Annotated in this window: 19 protein-coding genes and 1 other annotated feature (1 of these 20 only partly in view); all 19 genes read right to left on the reverse strand. The window is 34.7% G+C overall.

The features are described from left to right. Positions 1 to 335: 335 nt before the first annotated feature. The gene (locus tag AKG37_RS11265) at positions 336 to 1,442 is read right to left on the reverse strand and encodes an MDR/zinc-dependent alcohol dehydrogenase-like family protein (protein WP_060698892.1); all 1,107 of its coding nucleotides are present in this window, start codon (positions 1,440 to 1,442) and stop codon (positions 336 to 338) included. Continuing rightward, positions 1,430 to 4,213: a type 2 lanthipeptide synthetase LanM gene (gene lanM / locus AKG37_RS11270; protein ID WP_060698893.1), complete on the reverse strand. Its 2,784-nt coding sequence runs from the start codon at positions 4,211 to 4,213 to the stop codon at positions 1,430 to 1,432. The genes AKG37_RS11265 and lanM (AKG37_RS11270) overlap by 13 nt, the downstream gene beginning before the upstream one ends. Beyond that, positions 4,194 to 6,374: a peptidase domain-containing ABC transporter gene (locus AKG37_RS11275; RefSeq protein WP_060698894.1), complete on the reverse strand. Its 2,181-nt coding sequence runs from the start codon at positions 6,372 to 6,374 to the stop codon at positions 4,194 to 4,196. The genes lanM (AKG37_RS11270) and AKG37_RS11275 overlap by 20 nt, the downstream gene beginning before the upstream one ends. Position 6,375: 1 nt before the next feature. Then, positions 6,376 to 9,090, reverse strand: a complete 2,715-nt coding sequence (gene lanM / locus AKG37_RS11280; RefSeq protein ID WP_160316322.1) for a type 2 lanthipeptide synthetase LanM — start codon at positions 9,088 to 9,090, stop codon at positions 6,376 to 6,378. A 237-nt stretch (positions 9,091 to 9,327) separates the two neighbouring features. Continuing rightward, positions 9,328 to 9,525 (reverse strand): class II lanthipeptide, LchA2/BrtA2 family, encoded by a 198-nt coding sequence (locus tag AKG37_RS11285; protein ID WP_060698896.1) that lies wholly within the window; start codon positions 9,523 to 9,525, stop codon positions 9,328 to 9,330. A 55-nt stretch (positions 9,526 to 9,580) separates the two neighbouring features. Beyond that, entirely contained in the window at positions 9,581 to 9,769 is a 189-nt protein-coding gene (locus AKG37_RS11290) for a plantaricin C family lantibiotic (protein WP_060698897.1), read from the reverse strand. A 390-nt stretch (positions 9,770 to 10,159) separates the two neighbouring features. Beyond that, positions 10,160 to 10,885, reverse strand: a complete 726-nt coding sequence (locus AKG37_RS11295) for an ABC transporter permease (protein ID WP_060698898.1) — start codon at positions 10,883 to 10,885, stop codon at positions 10,160 to 10,162. Then, positions 10,869 to 11,738, reverse strand: a complete 870-nt coding sequence (locus tag AKG37_RS11300; protein WP_060698899.1) for an ABC transporter ATP-binding protein — start codon at positions 11,736 to 11,738, stop codon at positions 10,869 to 10,871. The genes AKG37_RS11295 and AKG37_RS11300 overlap by 17 nt, the downstream gene beginning before the upstream one ends. 23 nt (positions 11,739 to 11,761) lie before the next feature. After that, positions 11,762 to 12,106, reverse strand: a complete 345-nt coding sequence (locus AKG37_RS11305) for a DUF2178 domain-containing protein (RefSeq protein WP_149865082.1) — start codon at positions 12,104 to 12,106, stop codon at positions 11,762 to 11,764. Next, entirely contained in the window at positions 12,096 to 12,335 is a 240-nt protein-coding gene (locus AKG37_RS11310) for a helix-turn-helix transcriptional regulator (RefSeq protein WP_193391710.1), read from the reverse strand. The genes AKG37_RS11305 and AKG37_RS11310 overlap by 11 nt, the downstream gene beginning before the upstream one ends. Positions 12,336 to 12,896: 561 nt before the next feature. Further along, positions 12,897 to 13,745 carry an MBL fold metallo-hydrolase gene (locus AKG37_RS11315; protein WP_060698902.1) on the reverse strand — a complete coding sequence of 283 codons (849 nt, stop codon included), beginning with the start codon at positions 13,743 to 13,745 and terminating at the stop codon, positions 12,897 to 12,899. Positions 13,746 to 13,836: 91 nt separating this feature from the next. Next, entirely contained in the window at positions 13,837 to 16,929 is a 3,093-nt protein-coding gene (locus AKG37_RS11320) for an AAA domain-containing protein (RefSeq protein WP_060698903.1), read from the reverse strand. Between the two features lie 859 nt (positions 16,930 to 17,788). After that, positions 17,789 to 19,546 carry an AIPR family protein gene (locus AKG37_RS11330; RefSeq protein WP_060698905.1) on the reverse strand — a complete coding sequence of 586 codons (1,758 nt, stop codon included), beginning with the start codon at positions 19,544 to 19,546 and terminating at the stop codon, positions 17,789 to 17,791. 80 nt (positions 19,547 to 19,626) lie between these two features. Beyond that, complete coding sequence (gene rlmH, locus AKG37_RS11335) at positions 19,627 to 20,106, reverse strand: 23S rRNA (pseudouridine(1915)-N(3))-methyltransferase RlmH (RefSeq protein WP_060698906.1); 480 nt, start codon at positions 20,104 to 20,106, stop codon at positions 19,627 to 19,629. A gap of 80 nt (positions 20,107 to 20,186) precedes the next feature. Next, positions 20,187 to 20,357 (reverse strand): CxxH/CxxC protein, encoded by a 171-nt coding sequence (locus tag AKG37_RS18565; protein ID WP_065215011.1) that lies wholly within the window; start codon positions 20,355 to 20,357, stop codon positions 20,187 to 20,189. Between the two features lie 161 nt (positions 20,358 to 20,518). Continuing rightward, positions 20,519 to 21,349: an energy-coupling factor transporter transmembrane component T family protein gene (locus AKG37_RS11340; RefSeq protein ID WP_034621942.1), complete on the reverse strand. Its 831-nt coding sequence runs from the start codon at positions 21,347 to 21,349 to the stop codon at positions 20,519 to 20,521. Beyond that, a complete protein-coding gene (locus AKG37_RS11345; RefSeq protein WP_060698907.1) occupies positions 21,340 to 23,055 on the reverse strand; it encodes an ABC transporter ATP-binding protein in 1,716 nt (571 codons plus the stop codon). Before AKG37_RS11345 ends, AKG37_RS11340 begins: the two co-directional genes overlap by 10 nt. Before the next feature lie 19 nt (positions 23,056 to 23,074). Next, on the reverse strand, positions 23,075 to 23,632 hold the full coding sequence (locus tag AKG37_RS11350; RefSeq protein ID WP_060698908.1) for an ECF-type riboflavin transporter substrate-binding protein: 558 nt from the start codon (positions 23,630 to 23,632) through the stop codon (positions 23,075 to 23,077). 14 nt (positions 23,633 to 23,646) lie between these two features. Further along, complete coding sequence (locus AKG37_RS11355; protein WP_060698909.1) at positions 23,647 to 24,507, reverse strand: SAM hydrolase/SAM-dependent halogenase family protein; 861 nt, start codon at positions 24,505 to 24,507, stop codon at positions 23,647 to 23,649. A gap of 112 nt (positions 24,508 to 24,619) precedes the next feature. Beyond that, positions 24,620 to 24,710, reverse strand: a binding site (T-box leader) (it continues 180 nt past the right edge of the window).

Raw genomic sequence — 24,710 nt, forward strand, 5'->3', positions numbered from 1 at the left:
CTAATTTTGAATACTCTTACATGTGAGGAATAAAATTATGTTCTATTTAGGTTCTAAATTCAAAATGACAATATTAACTTGATTAACCACAACTCAATTTGATGCTCATCAAGTTACTATCCAAATAAATACTATATTAAGAAAATTAATTCCTAATGAAATATTTATATAGAAGAAGCCCAAAGATTACAGAAATGAGACAACCAATGCCTCTAGATACCCAAATGTTCAAATCTATATTTTCCAAAATTCGGCTTACAAACGTACCAATACCTGTTGAGAAAAAAATGATTAAAATCCATTTTAAAGTTAAAACGGTTAGTCACCCCTTATATTTAAAGACTCATTACACATTTACCAAATCTAGAAGAATCGAAAAAAGAGCGTTGTAAAAAGCCAACAACTTCTTCAAATTGATATTTCTGATCGATAATTACGCTTGTTCCTGTTCTAATCTGTAGTTGAATTGCTCTTTCTAAATCCTCTTTTGATCCTAGACAATTTCCTACAATAGAAACATTCTTAACAATGCTCATTTCTAATGCTCCCCTGATCACAGCCTCAGCATTAATTGGTGTGTCACTTGACAATAGAGGATGTTGATCCCTTATACCACAAGTAACGTAAGTTCCACCGGTTTGCAAATAATATAATGCATTACCAATATTCATATCAAAAAACGGATCAAAAACATGAGTAATTTTCTGCTTGACGATATTATTTGATGTACTATTAATAGTGTTACTTGCTAATTCTACTCGGCTAGGATATATTTTTTGTTTTTCTGTATCACTCCACTCTGACGTTGACAAACATATTGGGGTAATACCATATGAAAGTAGCTGTTGAATAATAAACAGTGATGTATGTGACCTCGCACTAAAGACCAATGGATTCCCACCATTTGTTAATATTCCTGAGCGTTTTATCATAGATGAGGCAGTTTGAGAGCCCAAAGAAAAACAGGCAGCTTCACTATCACTTAAGCTTTCTGGAACTTTTATAACCTTTTTCTTATGAAGACGCAACCATCCCAGTGATGCAAAATTAGTTGCTACACCTGGATAAATTCCTTTTTTTCCGCTAAAGGGGTATGAGCAATCAGACATAACACGATCTCCGACATTAAATTCATGCACCTCCCTGCCGACAGCAACGACTTTTGCGCTAAATTCAGAACCAAAAGGAACAAACAAGCGATCAGAATTCAAGATTGATTTGTAGTTTTCAAGTAATATTGCCTTATCACGGTAATTGCATGAAAAATCTGTAACTCTTACTAATATATATTCATGATTCTTGGGATTTTCGACATCGAAAAAAGGCTGTTCTAATTCAACAGCTCCTAACAGTATGTCTATATTTCCAAACTTAACACTTCCTAGCTCTGTATATTCCATCGAATTCTTATTACTTGGATTAACTGCCACTAATGAGCGCATTCTATACCCTCCTTAATATTTCGTTGGTATGAAACAGAGCTTAGATTAAGCGGAAACCAAGCCGAATCACCATTGTTATATTTCTTTAACAAGAGAGCAGAATCAGCAACTCCACTCCAACCAAGAAAGTACCCTAAAAGATAGTCTCTATTCTTTTCACCAGTGTAAAAACCTTGATTATTAGCTAATTTTAAGACATTTTCCCAATACTGATTTGCAAAAGATAAATACATTGCATCTCCAGAAACATCATATGAAAATAGTAGAGATTGGAGTACTCCAGCAGCTCCATGACAAATTGACAAATCCACCGGCCCATCTTCTGGTAAAATCATTGATTTCTTAGCTAAACCATAAAGGTTTATTTGTTCGTCTAGTACTTTTGCCATCTCAGAGAGAACCATTAATAAACCAGCATTTCCGTTACACCAGCCTACATTATTAATATTTTTCGGAAAAGTTATCTGTAATGCCTTTTTAAATAATTTCTTACATCTTAAAGTATTATTTAATGCATAAGCTAGTCTAAATTGCGCCCATATTACTCCTAAATTACCATGAGCTAGTCCATCAGTATTTAATATATTCGTTTCAAGAATTTTATCTTCTAGTTTTTTTAGAACCTGATTAGGTGTATCTGAAAATGAAGCCAACGTAAGACCTATACCTACCGGTCCTACAAATACATCACCACTCGAAGTTTCTTCAAATTGAATCTGAGACACAACTTGCTCTATCCTTCTTACCCTATCCCTATTATGATTAAGTATGAAATCTATAGAACAATACCCTGAAATTATTGATTCCTGCGAAGTATTTAATTGTGGAAAAAAAGCATTACTAAGTGATTTTAAACCTCGTTTACCTTGATCATAAATAACAGAGTACTTAGAATCATTAGTTATTATTTCATAATTAGCGAGGTGATCCAAAAGGAATAGAATCCCCCCCGTATCATGTAGTGAAATAAGAGTATTGGATTCATAGGATATAGGGACATTCCCATACACTCCTCCGATCCATCCACTTTCAGGATTATCCGATTCAGTAGTAATTGATAAAGAAATAATTAATTCAATTAAAGGATTAGGGTTATTATTTGTCATTTTTCTTAATACATCTAAAAAGAAAGGAGATTGATAACCCACATGCTCTACTTTACTGTGCTCTGCCTCATGTATTCTAATCTCGGAATATCCCTCTGCAATTAAGCGTTTATCAAGTAATAACCTTTTTTGTGAAAGCTTCTCTAATCGTCTTATTAAATTACTTTTCGGTGACACATCAAATACTTCATTTGAAATAAAATCCCCTGAATATAGACGTGTATCATTTGTATTTAAGGAAAAATACGGTATATCTCCAGTTTTTAATGAACGGATTTCTTCTTCTAATATACTTTTGGCTGTTTCAGAGTCTCTAATCAATTTAGAAGGCTTAAGATATTTCAACACTTGATTCATTGTGACATCGTCAACTAAATTTTCCGGAAATAAACATGCATCGAGCATAAAGTAATACTGAACAGTAGGTCTATTAATTACTCTTATTAAACATTCAATATCATTAATTAATGAATAAATATGCTCTCGTTTCTCCATCATCTGTTTATATCCATCTGAATAACCACTGAGAAAATTTTCTTGAAATGGAAGTGGATCAGGAGCTTTATTACTAGTCATCGTGATGGGTACAGTCGTTCGATTAATAGTTATGTTTTCCTTTGCTATGTCTATAGCATCCGTTTCTTGGTTTTTAAATGTAAAAACCATTTCATTAGTTTTCTGTGGGTAGGGCGTATTAATAGCTCCAATCAATACATTACGCGGAATTGTAATCAGTTTAGCGGGAATGATTGATGTAGCAGCTATCGAATAGGAAAGTGTTTCTTCCATTAACTCCTTGAGTAAATGACCTGACCGATCATATGCCGGTTGTAGACTAGTCTCTAAATCGACAAAATAAGGATATACTCCATTAAAAATGATATTTTCATCATGTAGATCTGTTGCTCCTAGACAAGTAAACACTGCTGCACATAAACCAAGATTATAATAAGCATCAGAGGCCTCTGTTTCACTTATAGGTGTATGTTGCACAAACTCCTGCCAACCATAATCACCCTGATTCACAGTTTGTGCAACTGGCGAGTTGTTCTTTAAAGAATCGAATTCCAAAACATCAGAAAAAAGTCTATCGATTAAAATATCAATCTCTAAAGAACGAGGCTTATATAAAATTTTTTTAGACGGCTCAAATTCAATGCAAAGAACTACTTTCGAACCATTGTGAGGATCAGATTCAAGAGGCATAATAGATTGTATTCTTGATCCTTTGCTAATTAAACCTTCTGATAAAAGTAAATAAGCATCTCTGCTAAAATTGCCACACACATCTTCTATAAATGAACAAGTATTAATCACTGATTGTGTAACCATTTTTCTTAAACAGTCATATTTTGCAAACCATTTACTAATAAGTTCTTTATCGATGGTATTGACATATCGATCAAATATTTTTGATGATAGAGGATCAGCAGGATAAGATAGACTTTCTCGATATTTATGAAATTCATATACAAAGGTTTTTTGACAAAGTCTCCACACATGATATTCCAATAATGTATGTAAACAGTCCGAAGCTGCTATCTCAGTATGTGAAACTACATCTTGCGAGGAAAGAAGTTCTTTTATCTTGTTATTAGTATATTTTATTTCGTCCGCAAACAGGCTCTCCACAGCATGAGCCAGTTTATCTGCTACCAATTGCATTTTCAATTCTCCCCTTTTCAATCTCAGCTCCAAACAATTTTGCATACAAGCCATCTTTTTTAATTAATTCTTCATGAGATCCAATTTGTACGATACTCCCATTTTCAAGAACTACAATACGATCAGCATTCAGGATCGTTTCTAAGCGATGTGCTATAACAACTTTTGTACAATCAAGTTTTGATAATGAATTATAAACATGGGATTGTGAAATATTATCCAGTGAAGAAGTCGCTTCATCCATTATCAGTAATTTAGGTTTTTGTAGTAAAACTCTCGCTATATGAATACGTTGTCTCTGTCCCCCAGAAAGGTTTGCTCCCGTTTCTGATATAACTGTATTATAATTCATGGGAAAATCATTAATAAATTTCATGAAATCCAACGAATTACAAAATTCCTGTATTTCGACTTTTGTTTGCTTGGTACCAAGTTTGAGATTTTCCATGATAGTTCGATTATGCAAATGTGCTTCTTGAGGAATATAACTAATAGATTCTCTTAATTTATCGAGATTATATTGATGATATTCGACTCCTCCAAAATAAATAGAACCACTAGTAGGTTCGAATAAACTACCTATTACCTTTCCCAGTGTAGTCTTCCCAGAACCAGATAAACCAACAAGAGCTATTGTTTCACCATCAGAGATATCTAAATTAATGTTATTAATGGCCGAAATACTATCAGAAGTATAACTAAAACTAAGATTTTTAATGGATATTGATCCAGAATCCAATTCCTTAGAATACCCCTGTGAATATTCTACAGGATATTCGAATATATCTTCAGCTAGAACAATATACCTTATTGCTACCAGTGCTTCCGATACAATTGTAAATACTGAATTTACATAGACAAACAACAATGCCACTATCGACTGAACCGCTATTGCTTGCCCTAGGGTCATAAGTCCCAACTCTGCCATATATATACATGTAACAAGAAAAATTAAAGGAGCAAACACTTGTATTCCAGATAAAATTGATCCTATAATTCCTTGTTGGATACGCATTCTATGGCTTGTTGCATTTAAGAACTTTTTAAAACGCTGTTCCCAGTCATTTATATAAGACTGAACATAACCACCCAGTTTTACGCTATTTATAGACACTATGGCATCTAACTGTATGCTTTGTGCATTAGTTCCTTCATGCAGTTCTTTATCTGTTGCAGAATTTACATAGGATTGAGTAATAATTAAAAAGGTAAATGTAAACAAAGTTAACAATAGTACCATTAATCCCAGCAATGGTGATACCCAAAAAATATAGATTAATATTGACACACCACTCACCAGATCAAGACATGCTTGTACAAGTGTTGTCCCCAAAACATCTTGTATTCGTGTAAGGGAGTTGAGTCTATAAATAATTTCACCAGGCGCCCGCACCGTAAAATATTTTGCTGGGAGTGATAAAACACGTGTAAAAGCACTACTTAGAAGGTGCCAACTAAAACGATAAATTATCTTTATCGAGAAGTAAGTTCTGAGATAGTTTAAAATCACCATAATAATTAATGCTATGATTAGAGATCCCAGTATTGCAGCAAAAGAATTAGCATCATCAAATCTATTGTCAATTAAAAACTGTGTAAATATGGGGATCGTTAATGTTATTCCAACTAAAATAATACTCATTAAAGCTATCTTTAAATATAGACTTATCATATTAGCTGGCCATATATATTTCTTTTTCCACTTGCTAATATTTCTGACACTTCGTTTCTTGAAATCTATCCCTGGTTCAGCAATTAATACATACTCTTGGAAGTTTTCTAGAAACTCTTGATGGGTTATTTTTATCCGGCCAATAGAAGGATCCATTATTATTACTTCGTGTTCATTATATGATTCAACACATACAAAATGATATCCTTTCCAAAAGGCTATGAATGGATTTGTTATTAACTTTAGTGCCCTCGAATCTTTAATTCGATAAGTTTTAGCATTCATTCCAAAATGAGAGAGCAATTTTTTTAGTTGTTGGAATCCTAAACCGTCTCTCCCAGGCTCTTTGATTTGTCTGAGCTCTGAAAGTGATATTTGATAATTATAAGCATCCAGAATAGTTTTAACACAACATAGCCCACATTCCGACTGTGCTAATTGTAAGGTTGGTGTAAGTTTTCTTTTTATAACTTTAGAAAATATTTTCATGTTAAATATCAAGCGTTAACGGGGAAATTTTAATTTCAGGATTAATATATTTACAAAGATGTAACAGCGCTCCTGATTGACCCGCCATCAATCCTGGGCTTAACGGATAGCGGCCTTTCCCGTTCTTATAGTAATCAAAGATAAATTCTGGAGAGCAGAAAGTTGAATTTATCTCTAAAAGAATTTCAGCTGTTTCTTCTGGGAACGATTCACTCACATATTGAAGTGCCTCTACTATTCCTAGACTTCCATGACAAAGCACCGGAATACGTGAAATAGATATCCTTTTCAACTGTTCAATTATATTTAGCACTGATTCCCTAGGTAAAACCCCTGATTTATATGCTTCGTGATAGGCTATTAGTATTCCCGCTAATCCATTGCACCAAGATGACGACACATGCTCCTCTTTGCCTCCATCTTTATAAGTTTCTATGATACCGCCGTCATTGATGTACTTGTTACAGATAATCGAATCAATTTCTTGAATTACTCTTTTTATTTCGCTTTTTTCTTGATTTTGGTTAACTACAGCAAAAAACCAAAGTAATTGACTATATCCATGGGCCAGCCCCGATGTCGTTTTAGCATCATTAACATTAATTTTTGAATATGCATTTGAGATACATTTATCGATCATATCATTGCTTAATTTGAAATCTTTCTGCATATGGTATCTCATAACAATTGAACCACTTTTTCCTGTAATCATATCAAAAAAGTTATTATCTTCCACGTCTAAAGAGTGATGCAATATTGGCCAGGAATTAACAGCTACATCTTTCCACTTTTTGTTCCCAATGACATCCCCTGCTGCATACAATGTCCACAGTAATCCTGATACTCCAGAGAATGCACCAATCCCAGACAGTAAAAGATTTCTAAGTTCATAATTTTTTCCTTCAAGGATTTCTGCAGATTTCTCAAAAACATCATAAGAGACTTTTAGTGCAGCATCGTTCGATAAAATTTTACCTGCCACTGCTAACGCAAGTGCAGGACCAACTCTTCCACTATATAAATCATACCCTAGAACTCCTGGAGTCCAACCTTGGCTCCCAAACCTTGCAACAGGACCAATCCACGTCTTAGGCAAATGTTCATATCGGTCATCCAAAAGAGTTGTGGTTAATGAGTTGGTAAACCAAGAAATTATTTCTCTATTTTTCAAAGTATCTTTATTTCTTGCTATGTCGAGTTCTTTGTGCCTTTCTTTCTCAATAAATTTAGTTTCTTCTATATTGATATTTCCATCAACATGTGGATCTGCTAATTTAGCAACAAATGCTAATCTTATTAGCTTAATTTGTTTATTTAATTCATCTTTCGTAAGGTTCTCCATCTTTGAAATGAACTCGGATTTGGGACTTATTGCAATAGAAGATACAACATTATTTCCACACGATACCTCTGTCCCTTGAAAATCGATAGAAAAGTATGGGATATCACCATTCCATATTTGTTTACATTCAGATATAACCAGATTGACATCACTGGTCATACTCAATATACCTAGGCGTGATAATAAAGCATGTGCTGTATCCATATTTCTGGATGGCTCCGCATCTGTTAAGATACGCAAAAGCTGCTCATATCTATATGTCATATTATGTATATAGCGAAGCTTAGTGTTACTAAATGACTTTAAAACTGATTTAATAAACAACTCTTTTTGACGCAAAATATCCATAAAAAAATTTGAGAAACCGTCAATAATTTGGTCACATCTTTCATGAATCACTGCTTCTAAATTGGAATCAGTAGATAGGTCATTATCAACAGTTTGTTTTTTCCAGACAACTTTTATATTTGAAGAAAAGCCATCTTTGATATCAAAAGTTCTAAAAGGACTTACACTATTTTGATCACGAATACCGGTGAAGCCAACATCAACTGTGCCATTACTTGATTTTTTACCCAATGATATTGGAAGTACTCCTGTGCCATATACAGATTTTTCTAATGCTCGATACGCACTTCTTTTAGATTCAGGGATTCCAGTTCTAATGCGAGATGGGTGAAATAAAGTTTCTAAATCTATTGGAAGTGGCCCCTCATTTGTCCATAAAATATTACTATAGTGCATATCAGAGGCATTTAATAAATACATAAGACATGCTAATCTACCAGCTTGAAACATATCCTTCTTTTCTTGGTTGATTTCTCCGAACGATGTAAATCCATAACTACCAAAATCAACAACAGTTATAGAAGGCATTTTTTGAGATATGAATTGGTTTATTTCTCGAATGAAATTTGAATACCCTAGTTCCCCGGAAACTGATCGTGGTTTAAAAACCAGCTTTTCACCTTGTTCAAAGGTAATAATAGACACTGATGACCCATTATTATGTGTGTCTCCACCAGTCTCTACAGAAACAATACGACTGCTGCTTGAAATCTTGAATGTCTTTTCTATTTCTAAACGATGCTTTTGAGTCAAATGAATAGTATTTTTCAGTGCAATTGCTCTATTCTCTAATAAATTATTGCACCTTCCCCATATAACCGGATAAATACCCGCAAATTCTTTAAATTTTGTATCCATTAAATTTTGGGTATAATTATCGTACATACTTTTTGAATTCATAGAACCCCTAGGTAATTTTTTAATTTGTTCAGCAAAACATCTAATTAGATAGGAGAAAGCTATCTGTGAGAATAGCTCACAGATAACTTTTTTGAAAGATTGCGGCTCAACAAGATGCTTGTCCATCTTCGAGTCCCATACTTTATCCAAGATGTTCTTCGCAATCATCCTACAGGGGTTATGATAGGGATATAGTTCCCGGTCCTTAAAAGTTTCCATATTCCTCATATGATCCGATGAATGTACAGATAAATTATCAGCAACATACTTTAGAATTGGCACTATGTGCTTATCGAAATCTGACTTTTCAAGTTCCGGGTATAACTTCTTCCTATAAATAACCATAATTGTTTTATCTCTCCTTTAACAAGCGCGTGTACAAGCAGTAGATGGACATGTATTAGTTGAAATAAACCCCGTAATAACTGAAACAACTACTGAAGGTGTTACTCCACCAGCAACATCATCATCAGTTAATGCAATCATATCTGATTCTAAGTATTTTCCTAGCTCCAGTTCATTTTTTAAACCTTTTTTTGCTTTAGAGTTATTATCATTCATTATATTATCCTCTTTTCATATATTTTTGACTATTATCCTATAAAACCATTCTAATTTATTTGCACCAAGACATGCATTCATGACTAATGGTACACCAACCACCATTATTTCCCCAGTAATCACTAAGTGAAAATGTATTTGTAGAACAAGCTCCAAATACATCATCATCAAATTCTTGATCTACTATTTCCTCAAACCATGTCACTTGTTCCTCTTTTTGTAATTTATTCACTTCGTTTTTCATATTATTTCTCCTTTTCTGTTTATTTTAAATTTTGTTGAAACATGATGTTAATTTATACTATAACAGGTAAAAATATCTAAAGCATGATATAATAGAATGGTATTTTGTGGGTATTTTTTCTTTTTTTACAAGTATGGGATTTGTCTATAATTCTAAAAAACTATCTGATACCATCAAAAGATAACAGTTAGAACTTTTATAATATAGTAAAAAAAGACGTGGAAATTATATAAGACATTAGGATAAAACGGAGGGCAAGTCTTTAAATTCGAAACAAAAGATTATTTCAGTATTCTACAAAAAAAGAAGAGCACAAGCTGCTCTTCAACATATCAATATAATTATAGACTGTATATTAAGTATTAAGTTAATTTATTTTACAAATTAAACTTATATTTCAATTTTCTTGCTTCTTTTTAGAACAAGTATAAAAAGTACAATTAAGGTAAGGAAGGCAATGAAGTACTGAAGAAGCGAAAGTGGATTTGAGCCAACCATAACCGGGTAGAAGTAGCCTGGGAAATTTTCAATTAAACCGTTGAAAAATTTGTTATTAGTACTATCTAAAATATTCGCCAAAATATTCGGAATGAAAAGTAACATTGCTGTTAAAATACTGTAAACTGCACCACTTCGAACACCATTTAATAATAAAATATATCCTAACAAGAAATAAGTGAGAACTAGAAGTAAGGAATTAACAAAGAATCCCAGAAGGAAGGATAGCTTTAATTCACCAGGTACTCCAAGTTGTTGTGTAACTAGAAGTAAACTTATCCCCAATACTACATACAATAGACTCACAATTAGTGCTATTACAACATTGGCTAATACATAGTTTGTTCTGTTTTGTTTTGAGTTATTTATCAATGAAATTGTCTTAGAAGAGTAGTCCCTATTTACAAAATAGAGTGGATGTAATACCGCTGCCAACATCCCCAACATACAATAAAAATTGGAGACATGTTTTATGGTAAATGGCGTATTAGCTGTTATGATAAAGTAACTCACGAGTACTGCTGGACCTAAAGCTCCTAACAATCCAACAGCCAAATAGCCTTTTTTAATTAGTTCTTTCAAGTTGTAATTAACATAACTTTTAATATTTAGTATCACGATCATCACCCCTTAGTTTGTTCATATAAACATTGCGAAGTGTTTTTTTCTCAGAAGTAAAATCAGATAGTCTTATTCCATACATATTCAAGAATTTAAAAATGTCAGAATTCTCTGCTGTTGTTTCAATTTGAATGGTTCTGTCACTTGAATGAATGATACTTCCAAACTCTTGATTCTCTGCAAATGTTGCTAAGTCAGTAGATTTATCAAAAACTAAATTAATAATATATTGACCCGTTTTATTAAATTGTTGTTCTCCAGAAATAGTTCCCTTTTCTAAAAACAACACTCGATCGCAGATGGCTTCGATGTCTTCTAGCTTATGGCTGGAAATTAAGAAGCCTATATTCCACTTATTAGCCATTTTTCTTAATTGTTGTAATACTTCGAGGGAAGTTTCTATATCCATACTATTTGTTGGCTCATCCAACACAACATACTTTGGTTTATTTAGTAAACTTAAAACAATTCCTAATTTTTGACGCATTCCTAAAGAATATTCTTTCACTTTTTTATTCAATACATCAGCTAGTTGGAGTCCCTTAAGAAGCTCATCGTATTCATTAAGTTCAAACTTCCTCCCATATATTTCTGAGAAATAGGCTAAGTGTGCTAAGCCAGTCTTATTACTATATAATTTCGGTTCCTCAATTAAGTATCCCACATGATTATTTTCTTCAATGGATCCACCAAATGTTTGAATTGTTTGAGCAACTATCTTCATAAGAGTACTTTTTCCAGCACCGTTACTTCCAATCAAACCAATTATTTCTCCTTGTTGAAAATCAAAAGATATTCCATTTAAAACTGTAATACTATTATATTTTTTCGAAATCTCTTTTATTTGCATTCCCCAACCCTCCAACTTAATCTTTATTTAAAATCTCTCTTATATCGAACAGCTAGATATACTCCTGAAGCGAGAGTTGCAATAGAATATTTAAATAAAAAGAAAATTTGCCACATATATTCCTTTGGAAAAATCACGTCACATAAAATTACTACGAATAACATGTAGAGGCAACTTTTTAAAGTGATTTGATTTGTCCTCTCATCACTCTTCCCAATTCGTTTAAGGAATACAATTGTTAAAATCAATCCCACTAAAAGCATGGCAAATCCAATACCAAGAAGCATGTTCCAATTATCAGTTGATGTCTCCACCCAGGTTTTTAAAGGATAAAAGATTGTATTTGTAAGATCTCCCTTATTTTTCATTCTTCTCATTTCCTTTCACATAAGTAAAAATATCGTTAACATCAACTTTGAAGAAATTCGCAATACGAAATGCTAACAATAAGGTAGGAACATAATTTCCTTTTTCCATTACGAAAATGGTTTGTTTAGAAACACCGACTTTCTCAGCAAGCTCTTGCTGAGACATTCTGGAAAGCACCCGATACTCATAAACCTTATTAGATATTGAATCACCAAAATCTCCCTTCATTTCCATCACCTCTTAAAAAAATTATAAACTGTTTTTTTATAAAAGTAAAGTAAACTTATATAAAATAATAATATACTTTTTAAATAGAGGTTACTTTGAGGTGAACTTCCCGATCTTTAGGGAAACTCACTTCATCTCAATCGGGGTTCAAACACTGTTTTTCACAGGGTCATCAACTTTGATATTGTATATACCTGCTTTTAATTGTTTGATCGATGTTACATCTTTAAAGGCTTGCCAATGATATTGTTCACCTGTATGTTACCTCTCTAGTTGAAGACTCGAAAAAAAATATGAAAACCCTCAAGTAAGCAATGATGAAAGGAGAAACAATGAAAAAGATTACTTTTTTACTGAACTATTCAATTACAAGAAGATTTAACTGCTTTTAAAGATTATCATGAAAAGGAAATGGTCATTTTAGACTAATTAAACAACGTGATTTGGCTGGACGAAAACATCGATCTGAAAATTAAACGTACTTGAGATTGTGTCATTATTATTAATACTAAAAATAAAAAGCAAAGGATATATCCCTCTGCTTTTAGCAACTTGATTTACTTAATAACCATTTACAAAATAAGCGATCGTCTCTAACTCATCTTCTTTCAGTTCTCTGTTCACATATACTTGATATTCACTCACGATTCTCTGCTGATCTCCACCACATAGATCCGTGAATTTCGCAATCATCCTAAGCTTGTCTGTTTCCTGACGAAACTCCTCTTTTGTCCACGGTCTTTGGTGTGAAGGAATATACGTATCGGCATCAAAAGCTTCTAACTTATCTAAAAGACGTAATATTTCTTTCACCGTATAATGAACTTTTTCGGCATACATTTTCGGATAAATGCAATCACCAAGAAAAAGGATTTTCTCTTCTTTCACATACACGATCACTGAATCTGCCGCATGATCGCCTCCAACATGTTGCACGATGCAAGTGACCCCGCCAAGATCAATCTCTATCCGACGGTCAAACGTGACATCTGGTAAAACCACTTGAATATCTCGATGATCCTGATATTCTTCCTTAATGGCCTTCGCGCAAAACTCAATCTCCGTTCCTTCCCTCACCCGCTCATCAATCGCCTGATCTGACCAAGAAAACGGCAGAAGCTTCTCCATTTCCTTTCTGGTCTTTGCAGAAGCAATTGAAACTGAATCAGGCAGCGCTGGCAAACCAAAAATATGATCCCAATGCCAATGCGTGAGAACAACCATATCGGGCGTGGCGTTCTCGAGTTTTAAGGTTTCTTTGATAAAGTATTTGGCATGATCTTCTGAGTTACCGGCATCGATCATTAATGTTTTGTTACTGCCTACGACCATGCCTAGGATGGGGCGGTCGGTGAGTGATACTGGTGTGATGTAGGAGAAGGTTTGGCCTATTTTTTTAATTGTGTGCATGGTGTGCCTGCTTTCTTAGATTGTATATTGAAGTACTACTTACGCAGCTGGGTTACAAGCCAGTTGTACGTATATGTTATATGTTTGAAATTCACTTATTATTATAGTCATTAATAATTGAAATAGTCTTGTTTGCAACGTCACTTCCAAGAGATGCATACAATTTCTTATCACCAATAATATAAAATTCTTCTTTAGCACGAGTGGCCGCAACATTCATTATATTGGGGTCGGAAACAGCCCATTTTGCTGCTCCACTGCTATTTGAATCTGCTCCTAGGACAAAATAGACAATTTTCGCTTCTCTTCCTTGAAAAGTATGAACAGTACCTACATTTATCGGTTTACCTTCTTTTCGTTTAGTAAAGCGAATTTCATCTAAAACTCGCGCAATTTGATATGCAACATTTCTAAAAGGAGATATTACATAGATATCATCAGCTAAATCTGTATTTGCTTGTAATCGCTCAGTAATTTGTTTTTTCAGTAACTCAGCTTGTTCTTTAACATATTTGTCATTCGCCTTTCCAACAGAATGAAGCCACTCTGAAGTCCCTTGCACCTCATCTTCGTTTTTACCTTGTACCATTAAACCATCATATGATATTTCATTAGAAATCGTGAACATCGGATAGTTTGAACGTCTATGTACCCACAGTGGAATACCAACCCATTCTTCTTCGTTTTTTTGGAAACCATACTGACTAGTATCGTCTACTATTGTTTGAGTGGATGCATCAGCAGAGACAAACTTTTCGTCTACATTATAGTGTCTTCCAATCAAAGTTAAAACATTTGGATCTAAAGTTAATACTGGCTTTATTTGTGAGGGATCCCCAACAACCATTACTTTTTTACTTCTAACAATGGCGCCAACACTTGCCTGTGGTAATGCTTGACCAGCCTCGTCAATGAATAAGTTGCCTATTGAATTTTCCTTGAGGTTTTTAAACATTCGACCAAAACTTGCAAAAGTAGTGCTGATAACTGGCACAGCGAAATTGATCCATTGCCATGCTTCTGAAATTAACTCATGGCCATTTTCTTTCGCAATGTAATTTGATTGTTTATTCCAGATAATCCTTGCAGCTTTTAAATTCCTTACGTTCTCATTGAGGAATTGCTTTCTAACTTTTAAAGCCGAAATAAATAATTCTGATTGTAAAATACGAAACTCCTTTGTAAACCAAGGATTAGACTTTTGAAGTTCTTCGTATGATAGAGAAAAATCTATTTCCTTAATTTCACTTTGTGATTTGAACTTTTCAAATGCATCAATTTCTTTTTTCATTTTTTCCAGATCATTGTTCTTAGCACTCACCCATCGTTCAAAGATAGATTTTCTTTCCTCCATTTGTTTTTGAGTATACTCTTTTTTAACACCATTTTTCTCTAGATCATTTTCAAGCTGTCTATAATTATTTGAAAGTGTTGTTTTTTGTTGAGTTAGATCATTTAAGTGTTCATTCACCTTGTTTAGATTATTGAAATAATTTTCAACTTTAGACTTATTAAATATTTTCTGAAACCATAAAAAACTCGGTTTTTGTGAAGTAAGAACATGATAATTTCGTTCAGCTTGTACTTCTTCTCTTGATAAATTTTCTAGTTCAACAGAAACATTAGATAAAGCTTTTTGAAATTTTAATCCCTCTTCTCTAAGTCTCACTAATTCTGCTTTTGCTTCTTTTTCATTACTAGTCAAAACTTTATGTTTTTCTTTTTTCTCATTTTCAAATTCTTTAACTTGATTTATATAATTGATATTTAGTTTTCGTACTTTATATAATTTTTGGCTATATTTTTCTACTTTGTCTCTTTCAACTTTTAATTTATTATAAAGCCGTTTGAATTCCTGATATACTCCAGTTTTAGATTGATAATCTTCCTCTAAATCTTTTTCAATTGCCTCTATATTGAGAAGCAATTTATTGATGTTGATTGAATTTCCACCTTCTAATGAAAAAACACCCCAATTTTTATCATTGAGCAGTTCACTTATAATGTATCGATCTTTCCCAAATCCTTCTCCTGTTAGTTGAGAATTAGAAATATCTTTGAAATAATTTGCTTTCTCTAATTGATCTTGAAAACATTTTGGAATCTCTTCTTTCACCGGTAATTCATTAACGATATTTTGAACTGCTCCATTATTTGAACTTGCCACAATAATATTTTTATCAGAAATAGATCGTGGTAAAACGCCCAGTTTAGCATTTTGCCAATAGGTCAGACTGCCTTGAATCACTTTATTAGAAAGATTTGAAATAGCTAGTGCCTGTTGTACGACTAAATCAGCAAAAATATCCTTCAACAATGTTGTCTTGCCTGTTCCTGGTGGGCCGTTAATACTTCGGATATCGTTTTTGTCGTTTAAAGCTAAATTGACAGCTGCTTGTTGCATAAAATAAAGTGCATAATCAGGGTTTGATGGAAAACGTCCTAACGGATAATATTTTGGTTTTAAAGCAATTTCCTCAAAAATATATGCGTTAAAATGTTCAGACTCTTTATGACTGTCTAGATTTCTCCTATTTCCAGTAAACCCGTTAAAATATCTGTTTATATTTTCAGTATCAATTAACTTTGCCATTTTTAAATCTTCAATAAAGAAAGAATGTAGATTAATATCCTCATTATCCAGATGTCGTATGAATTTATAGCGGAAATTATCTACTGACACATGATACTTTTGTATAAGTTCAGAGAACACATTATGAAAACCCTCTTCAAATTTTCGATCTAATTCTTCTCTAAATAAAGTTTCAACTTTTAAAAAATCATCAGGTAAATGGCCATGCTCACGGATATACCCACTCATTGTTAAAAACAATTTATCAGCTACCAGGTTGAGTTGATGATCAAAATATAAAGCGAAAGTAAATTTTTCCGAATGATTGATTTCCTCATAATTTTTCTCAATATTATATTTTTCTCTCAAAATATCAACAACTTCTTGGAAATTGAAAATACCAAAGTAAAATACGATTCCAGACTTTTTAAAGGCTTTATCTGACATATTATTTTGTTGTTTTTGATGAGATAAAAAATTCATAAAGAATTGTTGCCAATCTTTTTCAATACGATGAAGTGTCTTTAATAATTTGCCACTTTTATTAATTGAACCTTCTGATAACTGCTCTATTGTAATCCATGCATTTAGAATATCTTCTTTTTTATTCATGCTATATCTCCTGTTATCGAGCATATTTAATTAACGACAATTATACTTTTGTATAATCTTTGAGTCTTTAATATTAAATAATAACATACTTTTCCAGTACTACTCAATTGATTGTTTAATCGAATCGTAAATGGCAAATGCCTCTAAAGTACTTTAGATCTTTGTGAATTTGCAATAGGAGATAATTAAAGAGACACTTACACTAGGAATGGGAATTGAGATACTTGAACATGAAATTAATAATCATCAGTACCTTAATGAAGAGACTTCACTAAATATATTTTAAATTAAGAGATCCTTTTATAGTTACATTTCCTCTGTAAACATTAGATTATTACATTTCTAATAAAAAATAAAGCGTCATTCAATAGAATTGAATGACGCTCATTTATGCTATTTATTATCTAATTCTTTTATCATTTTTTTGAGTTGTTAATCCATCTATTACAATTAGGACTTAACAAATCTCTTGTATTCCCCATTTCCAATAACCCCCACTTAATACACAACTTCTCCAAAACGTTTCAAAATAATGCGAATAAACTTCAACTTTGATTTCAAGACCACTTACACATGATAATACGAAAAATCCTGATAAAAAGATTTGATCGAAACTTCTCTTATTCATCATCTCCCTAAAGTTTTTATCACTGATCTTCATATCATTCTAACAATCCCCCAATAGACAACTTTCAAATCATTGCAGTATACCTAATCTTATAATGGATGAAATACAAGTATTTTCGATTAAATATAAAAAAATCAATACACACTTTAGCATATTGGCTTCTTTTTAAAGTAAACCAACTAATTGTATTTGTAAATTTAACCTTTCTTATCTATTAATAAATCTACGATTTTAATTAAATGGTTTTACAATAAATTCATCATCCACTAATTTATCTATTAAATTTGTGCCTTTAGCTACTTTATTATTGCCTCCAAGTTTCTGATATTTTTCATAAACATATTCAGCACATAATTTAATTTTTTCCTCAGTAATATCATCTACATTAAAGTTACCTAATTGTTTTGGTGAAATATCTGCAGATCCAGAAATTTTAGCGGAACAAACATACATTACATAGAAGGAAATATCTGATTGTTCACTAATAGAATAAACACCTAGATTATTTATAAAACTTCTAACTCTTTTTCCAATTACCGCAGCATTATAATAACTATCTAATATTTTATTATTTAAATATAGTTGTTTGTATGTTTCTTCATCGTTTAATAGTGTAGAAGGTCTTGCTCTAGCATAATTAGGTTTCCTTAAAAGAATAGATATTAAACATTGAGCTAAAAAAGGAATACTAATTATCTTATCTTTAGGTTTACCTTCATTCTTATAAAAGTTTTTCCTTCTATCATAAAATAACCCCTTTGTTTTCATATAATTCTCAATCTCTCTATGAATACTATCTGTACCTCTTAATATTGCTTTTGGAATTGTTGTTTGACTGTTTGTAGCCAATATAATATTATCTCTTGAGGCATCAGTATCAGGAACTATTATCCTTAATAAAACTTTTCTGCTCTCATTCTTATTTTCTTTTTTTGTGGAAATCAGATAATTATATATTTCGGTCGAGGTTTGCAATCCATTTACTATTTCTGGATTCTTTATTTCAAAAACTTTAGTCGATTTTTGATCAATTTTGCTAGCCAACATTGTTATTCCATTATTTAACCACCAAAAATCTTCTTTATAATCGATTTGCTCTAAGGTTGCAGCAATTTCTTTATTAACAGTTATATTACCTTGATAGTCTCGAACATTAGCTTCAAACATATGTTTTATCAATTTATCATTTTCATTAGTAATGAATTTAAAATACTGGTTAAGATCAGCTAATACAATATATTCTTTTTCTTCTTGTACAATTATTGGTGTTTCAGAAATATGCAAAACAAAATCTGTTTTAGAAGGTGCATCATATAATTTCAAAATTCTTTCTGCATTAATATATTCCACATCGACATCAGAATTGGGACTGGGAAATAAAGTTTTAAGCTTGCTCATTAACTCTGTTGCCTGTTGCTTTACATTGGGATGTACCTCATTTCCTAAACTCACATAAATAAATTTAAAGCTAACTATAGGTGATTTAGTTATTAAACTTAAGAATGTATTATGAAACCTTTCAAAGAACTCTAAAACATCACTATTGTAACGATTAGAAAAATCATTATCTTTAAATGCTTCTATTTTAAAAAGATTATCCACAATACTCTTCCACTTATTAAAAACATCTTCTCTAAAGGATGTTTCAAATTTCGATTGTATTATGTATAAATCTAATTTAGGGTTTCTTTTAATATTTTCCAACGGTGTGTCATCATAAATCAATTCTTCATTTACAAATAAATAAAGACCATCACAACCACCGTCATTTCCATTACCAACGATACCTTTTTCAAGTTCTTCATCACTTAAATCAAAAGCTTTTAAAATTAAGCTTGCAGAAAAAGTTTCAAAATAATCATGTAGCAATTTGTTAAATTTTGATGAATTAGACTTAATATCTTCCTGCCTATCTAGTAAACTTTCTTCAAAACTCTTTTTTATTAATTCACTGGCTATTAACTGTGAGTTATCCATTTTAATTGCCATATATAAAATCCCTCCCTAACTATTTAACATTTAATTTAAATCATGTTTCAAAAAGTTCAATTAAGTTGATTTCACCGCAGTTACTTATGATAAGGCTCCCCCCGCACAATCCGAAACGCCCGATAAATCTGCTCCACCAACACCAGCCTCATCAACTGATGCGGGAACGTCATCTTCGAAAACGACAGTTTCTCATTCGCACGCTGCATGACAGCGTCGCTTAAGCCAAGGGATCCGCCTATGATGAAACATACCTTACTTTTTCCGTATGTTGCTAGCTTATCTATTGTATCGGCTAATTCTTCGGAACTTTTCATTTTTCCCTCGATGGCTAGGGCGATGACGTGGGCGTCTGGGTTGATTTTGCTTAGGATACGTTCGCCTTCTTTGTCTTTGATGATTTTCATGTCTTGATCGCTGAGATGTTCGGGCGCTTTTTCGTCCGCGAGCTCAATGATCTCGATTTTTGCGTAAGCCTGTAATCGTTTTGTGTATTCGGCTATGCCTTGCTTTAAATATTTCTCTTTTAATTTTCCTACTGTGATAATTGATATATTCACAGGTCATCCCCACCTTAAGAACAAGTTATTCATATAAGTTATCAACAATTGTGGATAAAATTTGTGTATTTTGTGTCCGATCATTCGTTCCCCACTATATATATTGCAGGTTCATCGCACAATTCACAGGTTGTGGATAAGCTGTGTGTATGTTCGATTTTTCTGAATTCTGGCGGCGTTTCGTGATCATCTATGTACATGTCTAGTACGGTTTCTATGTGTTCTGCACAAGCATAAAATGTTTTGTTCATAAGTTTGTTCTTCCTCCAATATGTTCTGTGATTATTCACAAGTGTTTCGCTCATTTTTCAATATAACCGATTTATTCACATGTTAATAGTCTTTTGCCATTTTCCACACCTTTTATCCACAAACCAAACAAAAAAGCCTCCACTCCTGTGAAGGCTTCTTTCTATAAAAATGGATTATAAAATCTCGTTCCTCTAACAAATGTAATGACTAACGAAACAATCAGCACCACACCAACAAATATTAACGCCACATAATCTGCTTTTTGAAAGTCTTTCGCCGTAAACCATGTGCGCTTTTTATGTTTCCCAAACCCGCGCAGCTCCATTGCATTGCTGATCGTTTCAATCCGCTCCAAGCTGGAGAAAATCAGCGGCATCACAATCGACAGCGCATTTTTGATTCGTTTCCCCAGTTTTTCATTCTTCGATAAATCAATTCCTCTTGCTTGCTGAGAAATCGCGATCGTTCGAAAATCACGCTGAATATCTGGAATATAGCGCAAGGCAATAGCTACAGCATACGAAATCCGGTAGCTGACCCCGATTCTGCTGAGTGATGAGGCAAATTCACTTGGATTTGTTGTCACGATAAATAAAAGCGCTGCTGGCATCACGGTCACGTATTTCAGTGTAATGTTCAATTGATAGAAAAGCTGTTCAAGTGTGACATTGTACCAGCCTGCAATATGAAACAGCTCGTGCTTCGCTCCGTAAATGGCGACACCTTGCTGCGGTGCAAAGATGTAGATGGCGATGTTGTTAATCACTAGAAAAATCGCCAGGACGATCACCACGAAGGAAATATCACGAAATCGTACGTTCGACATCTGAAAGAATACGATACTTGCGGCTAGCATAAACACTAAAACGCCTGTATCATACGTGAGCATCGCTGCGGATGACCAGAGGATAAAGCAAATGAGTTTGGTTGCACCTGTCAGCCGGTGAATCGGTGACGGGCGGTCAATATAGGACAGCATGTCTACAGCCATGTCATTCGCTCCTTTCTGTCAACCTCAATGAAGCGATCCACGAGTTCATTTGGATTTGGCCAGTCTGCTTTCAGCGCCAGTTCATACAGCGATGTTTCCTTTAAGCTCGCCTTTTGGACAAGCAGCTGATCTGTCAGCACTTTGGCTGGTGTATCATCTGCAATTTTTTCTCCATCTGAAATGACAATGGTTCTTGTTGTGTATTCGAGCATCAAATGCATATCATGGGTGATCATTAAAATCGTGACACCCTGCTGATTTAATTGCTCTAAAAACGTCATCATCTCTGTATAATGTCTAAAATCCTGTCCGGCGGTTGGCTCATCTAAAATGATGATTTCTGGCTCTAATACAAGAATAGACGCGATGGTGACACGTTTTTTCTGTCCAAAGCTGAGGGCTGAGATCGGCCAGTTCCGAAATGGGAACAGTCCGCACACCTTCAGAACCCGCTCCACCCGTTCCTTGATCTCGTCTTCCTTTACGCCTCTTAAAACGAGACCGAGTGCGACTTCATCAAAGATCATTTGTTTTGAAATCATTTGATTTGGGTTTTGCATGACGACGCCGATTCGTTCAGAGCGCTGTTTGATTGTATCTCCTGTAATGTCTTCACCATTTAAAAGAATGGTCCCTTTTGTTGGCTTTTCAAACGCACAGAGCACCTTGGACAATGTTGTCTTACCTGCGCCATTAGCTCCTGCAATGCTGATCATTTCTCCTTTTTTGACGGTAAAAGAGATATTGCTCAGCGTGTTTGGTCTTGTTGGGTAGTCAAAGCTTAGCTCGCGCACTTCTAGCACATCCTGCACTGCATCCTGTTCGACTTGCTGCTCAGTTGCTTCCATCCACTGCTCGATTTTCTCTTTTGCCTCGTCGTCTAAGGTGAGACGCTGTAAATCAGCGATCTGATCTCCTGGCGCAACCGGAATACCTGCATATTTCATGGCCTTTACATATAAAGGCTCACGTAAATACGCCGCTTCTAATACGTTTGAGGCGAGCAATTCATCTGGTGTCATATCGGCAGCTATCGTTCCGTCATTGACGACAATGATCCGGTCCACATGACGGAAGAGGACGTCCTCTAATCGATGCTCAACCATCACGACGGTTTTTTTCGTTTGTTTTTGCAGTCGATCAATGAGATCGATCACTTCTTTTCCTGTTGCGGGGTCAAGGCTTGCAAGTGGTTCATCAAACAGCAAAATGTCGACATCGTTGACAAGTACACCAGCGATAGCGACACGTTGTTTTTGACCACCTGACAGCTCATGCACGGACGATGCCAGCTTGCCGTCTACCTCTGTTAATTTTGCCGCTTCCTCGACACGTGTTTTCATTTCTTCACGTGAGACTTGATCATTTTCAAGCGTAAACGCGATGTCTTCTCCAACGGTGAGCCCGATAAATTGTCCATCAGGGTCCTGAAGCACCGTTCCAACAAGCTGTGAGAGGGAGAATATGTTCTCTTTCTCTGCATTTTTCCCGCCGATGTGAAGACTTCCTTCCATAGAACCTTTATAAGACGCAGGAACTAGCCCATTGATACAATGGGCTAGTGTGCTTTTTCCCGATCCAGACGGGCCTGCGATGAGAACTTTTTCTCCTTCATAGATAGTCAGGTTGATGTCTTTTAATGTTGGTTCTGCCTGACTGCGATACTTGAATCCGAAATGTTCGAATTGAATCATCGGTTTCTTCATTTATGTGTTCCACCTTGCTTCATGATGTTTCTTTCGATAGGCTGCCGCTTTTGCTTCTCGTTTTCGCATAAGCCGCAATGATGATGGTTCCTAGTACACCGACAGTGATGATGTTCGAAATCCCTGCCACGATGCCTTGAACAAATACTTTGTTCGCAGGTTCTGCATAGATCACAATGTCAAGTACCGGAGCAATCACAAACCAGCCTAATGCCTGTGCGCCTGCTTGTACGGCGTTGAAGAGCGTGATTTTCTTCCAGCCGAAGTCTCCCTCTTCTACTTTTAAACGGTTGGAAATGAAGCCGATCATCAAACCTACTAAACCCGAAACAATAATCCAGCTCCACCAAGGACCAAATGTGGTCGCATCTTTGATGAGATGTCCAATAAAACCAATCAGTGCGCCTGCAACAGGTCCAAATAACACGGCCATTAATGCAAGGAATGCGTATGAGGTTTCAATTTGTGTGTTCGGAATTCCAGTTGGAATCGAAACGAAGCGTCCTAAAATGACGAAGACGGCTGCGCCAATTCCGATGGCAACGACAGTTTTCGTTGAAAGTTGTTTTCCTGCCATGATGTATCCTCCTCTTATTCGTATATAATGCGCGGAGCTTTGCGAATCGAAAGGCGCCAGCCTGTGCCTGTACCGATGTTATAAGCCTTTGCAAATGACCCTTGATTGATCGCCACGCCTAAATGGTCGAGTGAATTGACATATACGAGTGGTTCGCCTACCTTTAAATCGGCAAAAGATCGTCCATAGGTCATGATATTTTTATACACATTTTTCGGCCCGTTGGCAATGGTAACTTCTATTGCATCCCCATAATTAATTGATAGCTGTTCAAATAGCGTGTGATGAATGTTTGTCCACAGGTTTCCGAACCTTACATCTAGAATATCAATTGTCCCTGTGATCACATCTTCTTCCGCATAAGCCTGTACGACTGGAAGGTGGATAATCTCCTCAATATTCGCCTGTGGCCCAACCTCTTCAAAAGAAATCACACCTGAAGCAATTCTCGCCCCTGTATACGCATAAATGTCTCTCCCGTGGAATGTATGTGATTTTCCCGACTTTGGCAGCCGGTTGATGGTTTCGTCTAAATAACGGGCTTCCACAATGCCAATATCCTGCGCGACATGCGTGAGTGTCCCGTTATCTGGGGTAATGATATAGTGCGAGCTTGTGGTTTTGACGACAAGACTCTTTCTCTCTGACCCAACACCTGGGTCAACGACGGATACAAATACCGTCTCTTCTGGCCAGTATGTGACGGTTTGAAGCAGGCGATAAGAAGCCTCCCAAATGTCATACTGTGGAATATTGTGTGTTAAATCAAAAATGCGGATGCCGCTGCTGACCGTATTTGCCACTCCGTACATTGCGCTGACAGCTCCGTCATCAATGCCGAAATCTGATTGTAAAACCAATGCATGTTCACTCATGTCAATCTCCCTTTCATTTGAAAAAATGGATGTGGTGTTTCACGTGGAACATTTGAACAATTGTATGAAAAAAAAGTGGACAATAAAAAATACCCCATCCTTATCTTTGAATCATAAGGACGAGGTATTTGTCTCGTGGTACCACCTTTATTTACTGTTTGCTCGCGCTAAACAGCCTCTACAAGTACAAAGCTCCAATCTGG

The sequence above is a fragment of the Bacillus australimaris genome (genome assembly GCF_001307105.1).
Classification (GTDB): domain Bacteria; phylum Bacillota; class Bacilli; order Bacillales; family Bacillaceae; genus Bacillus; species Bacillus australimaris.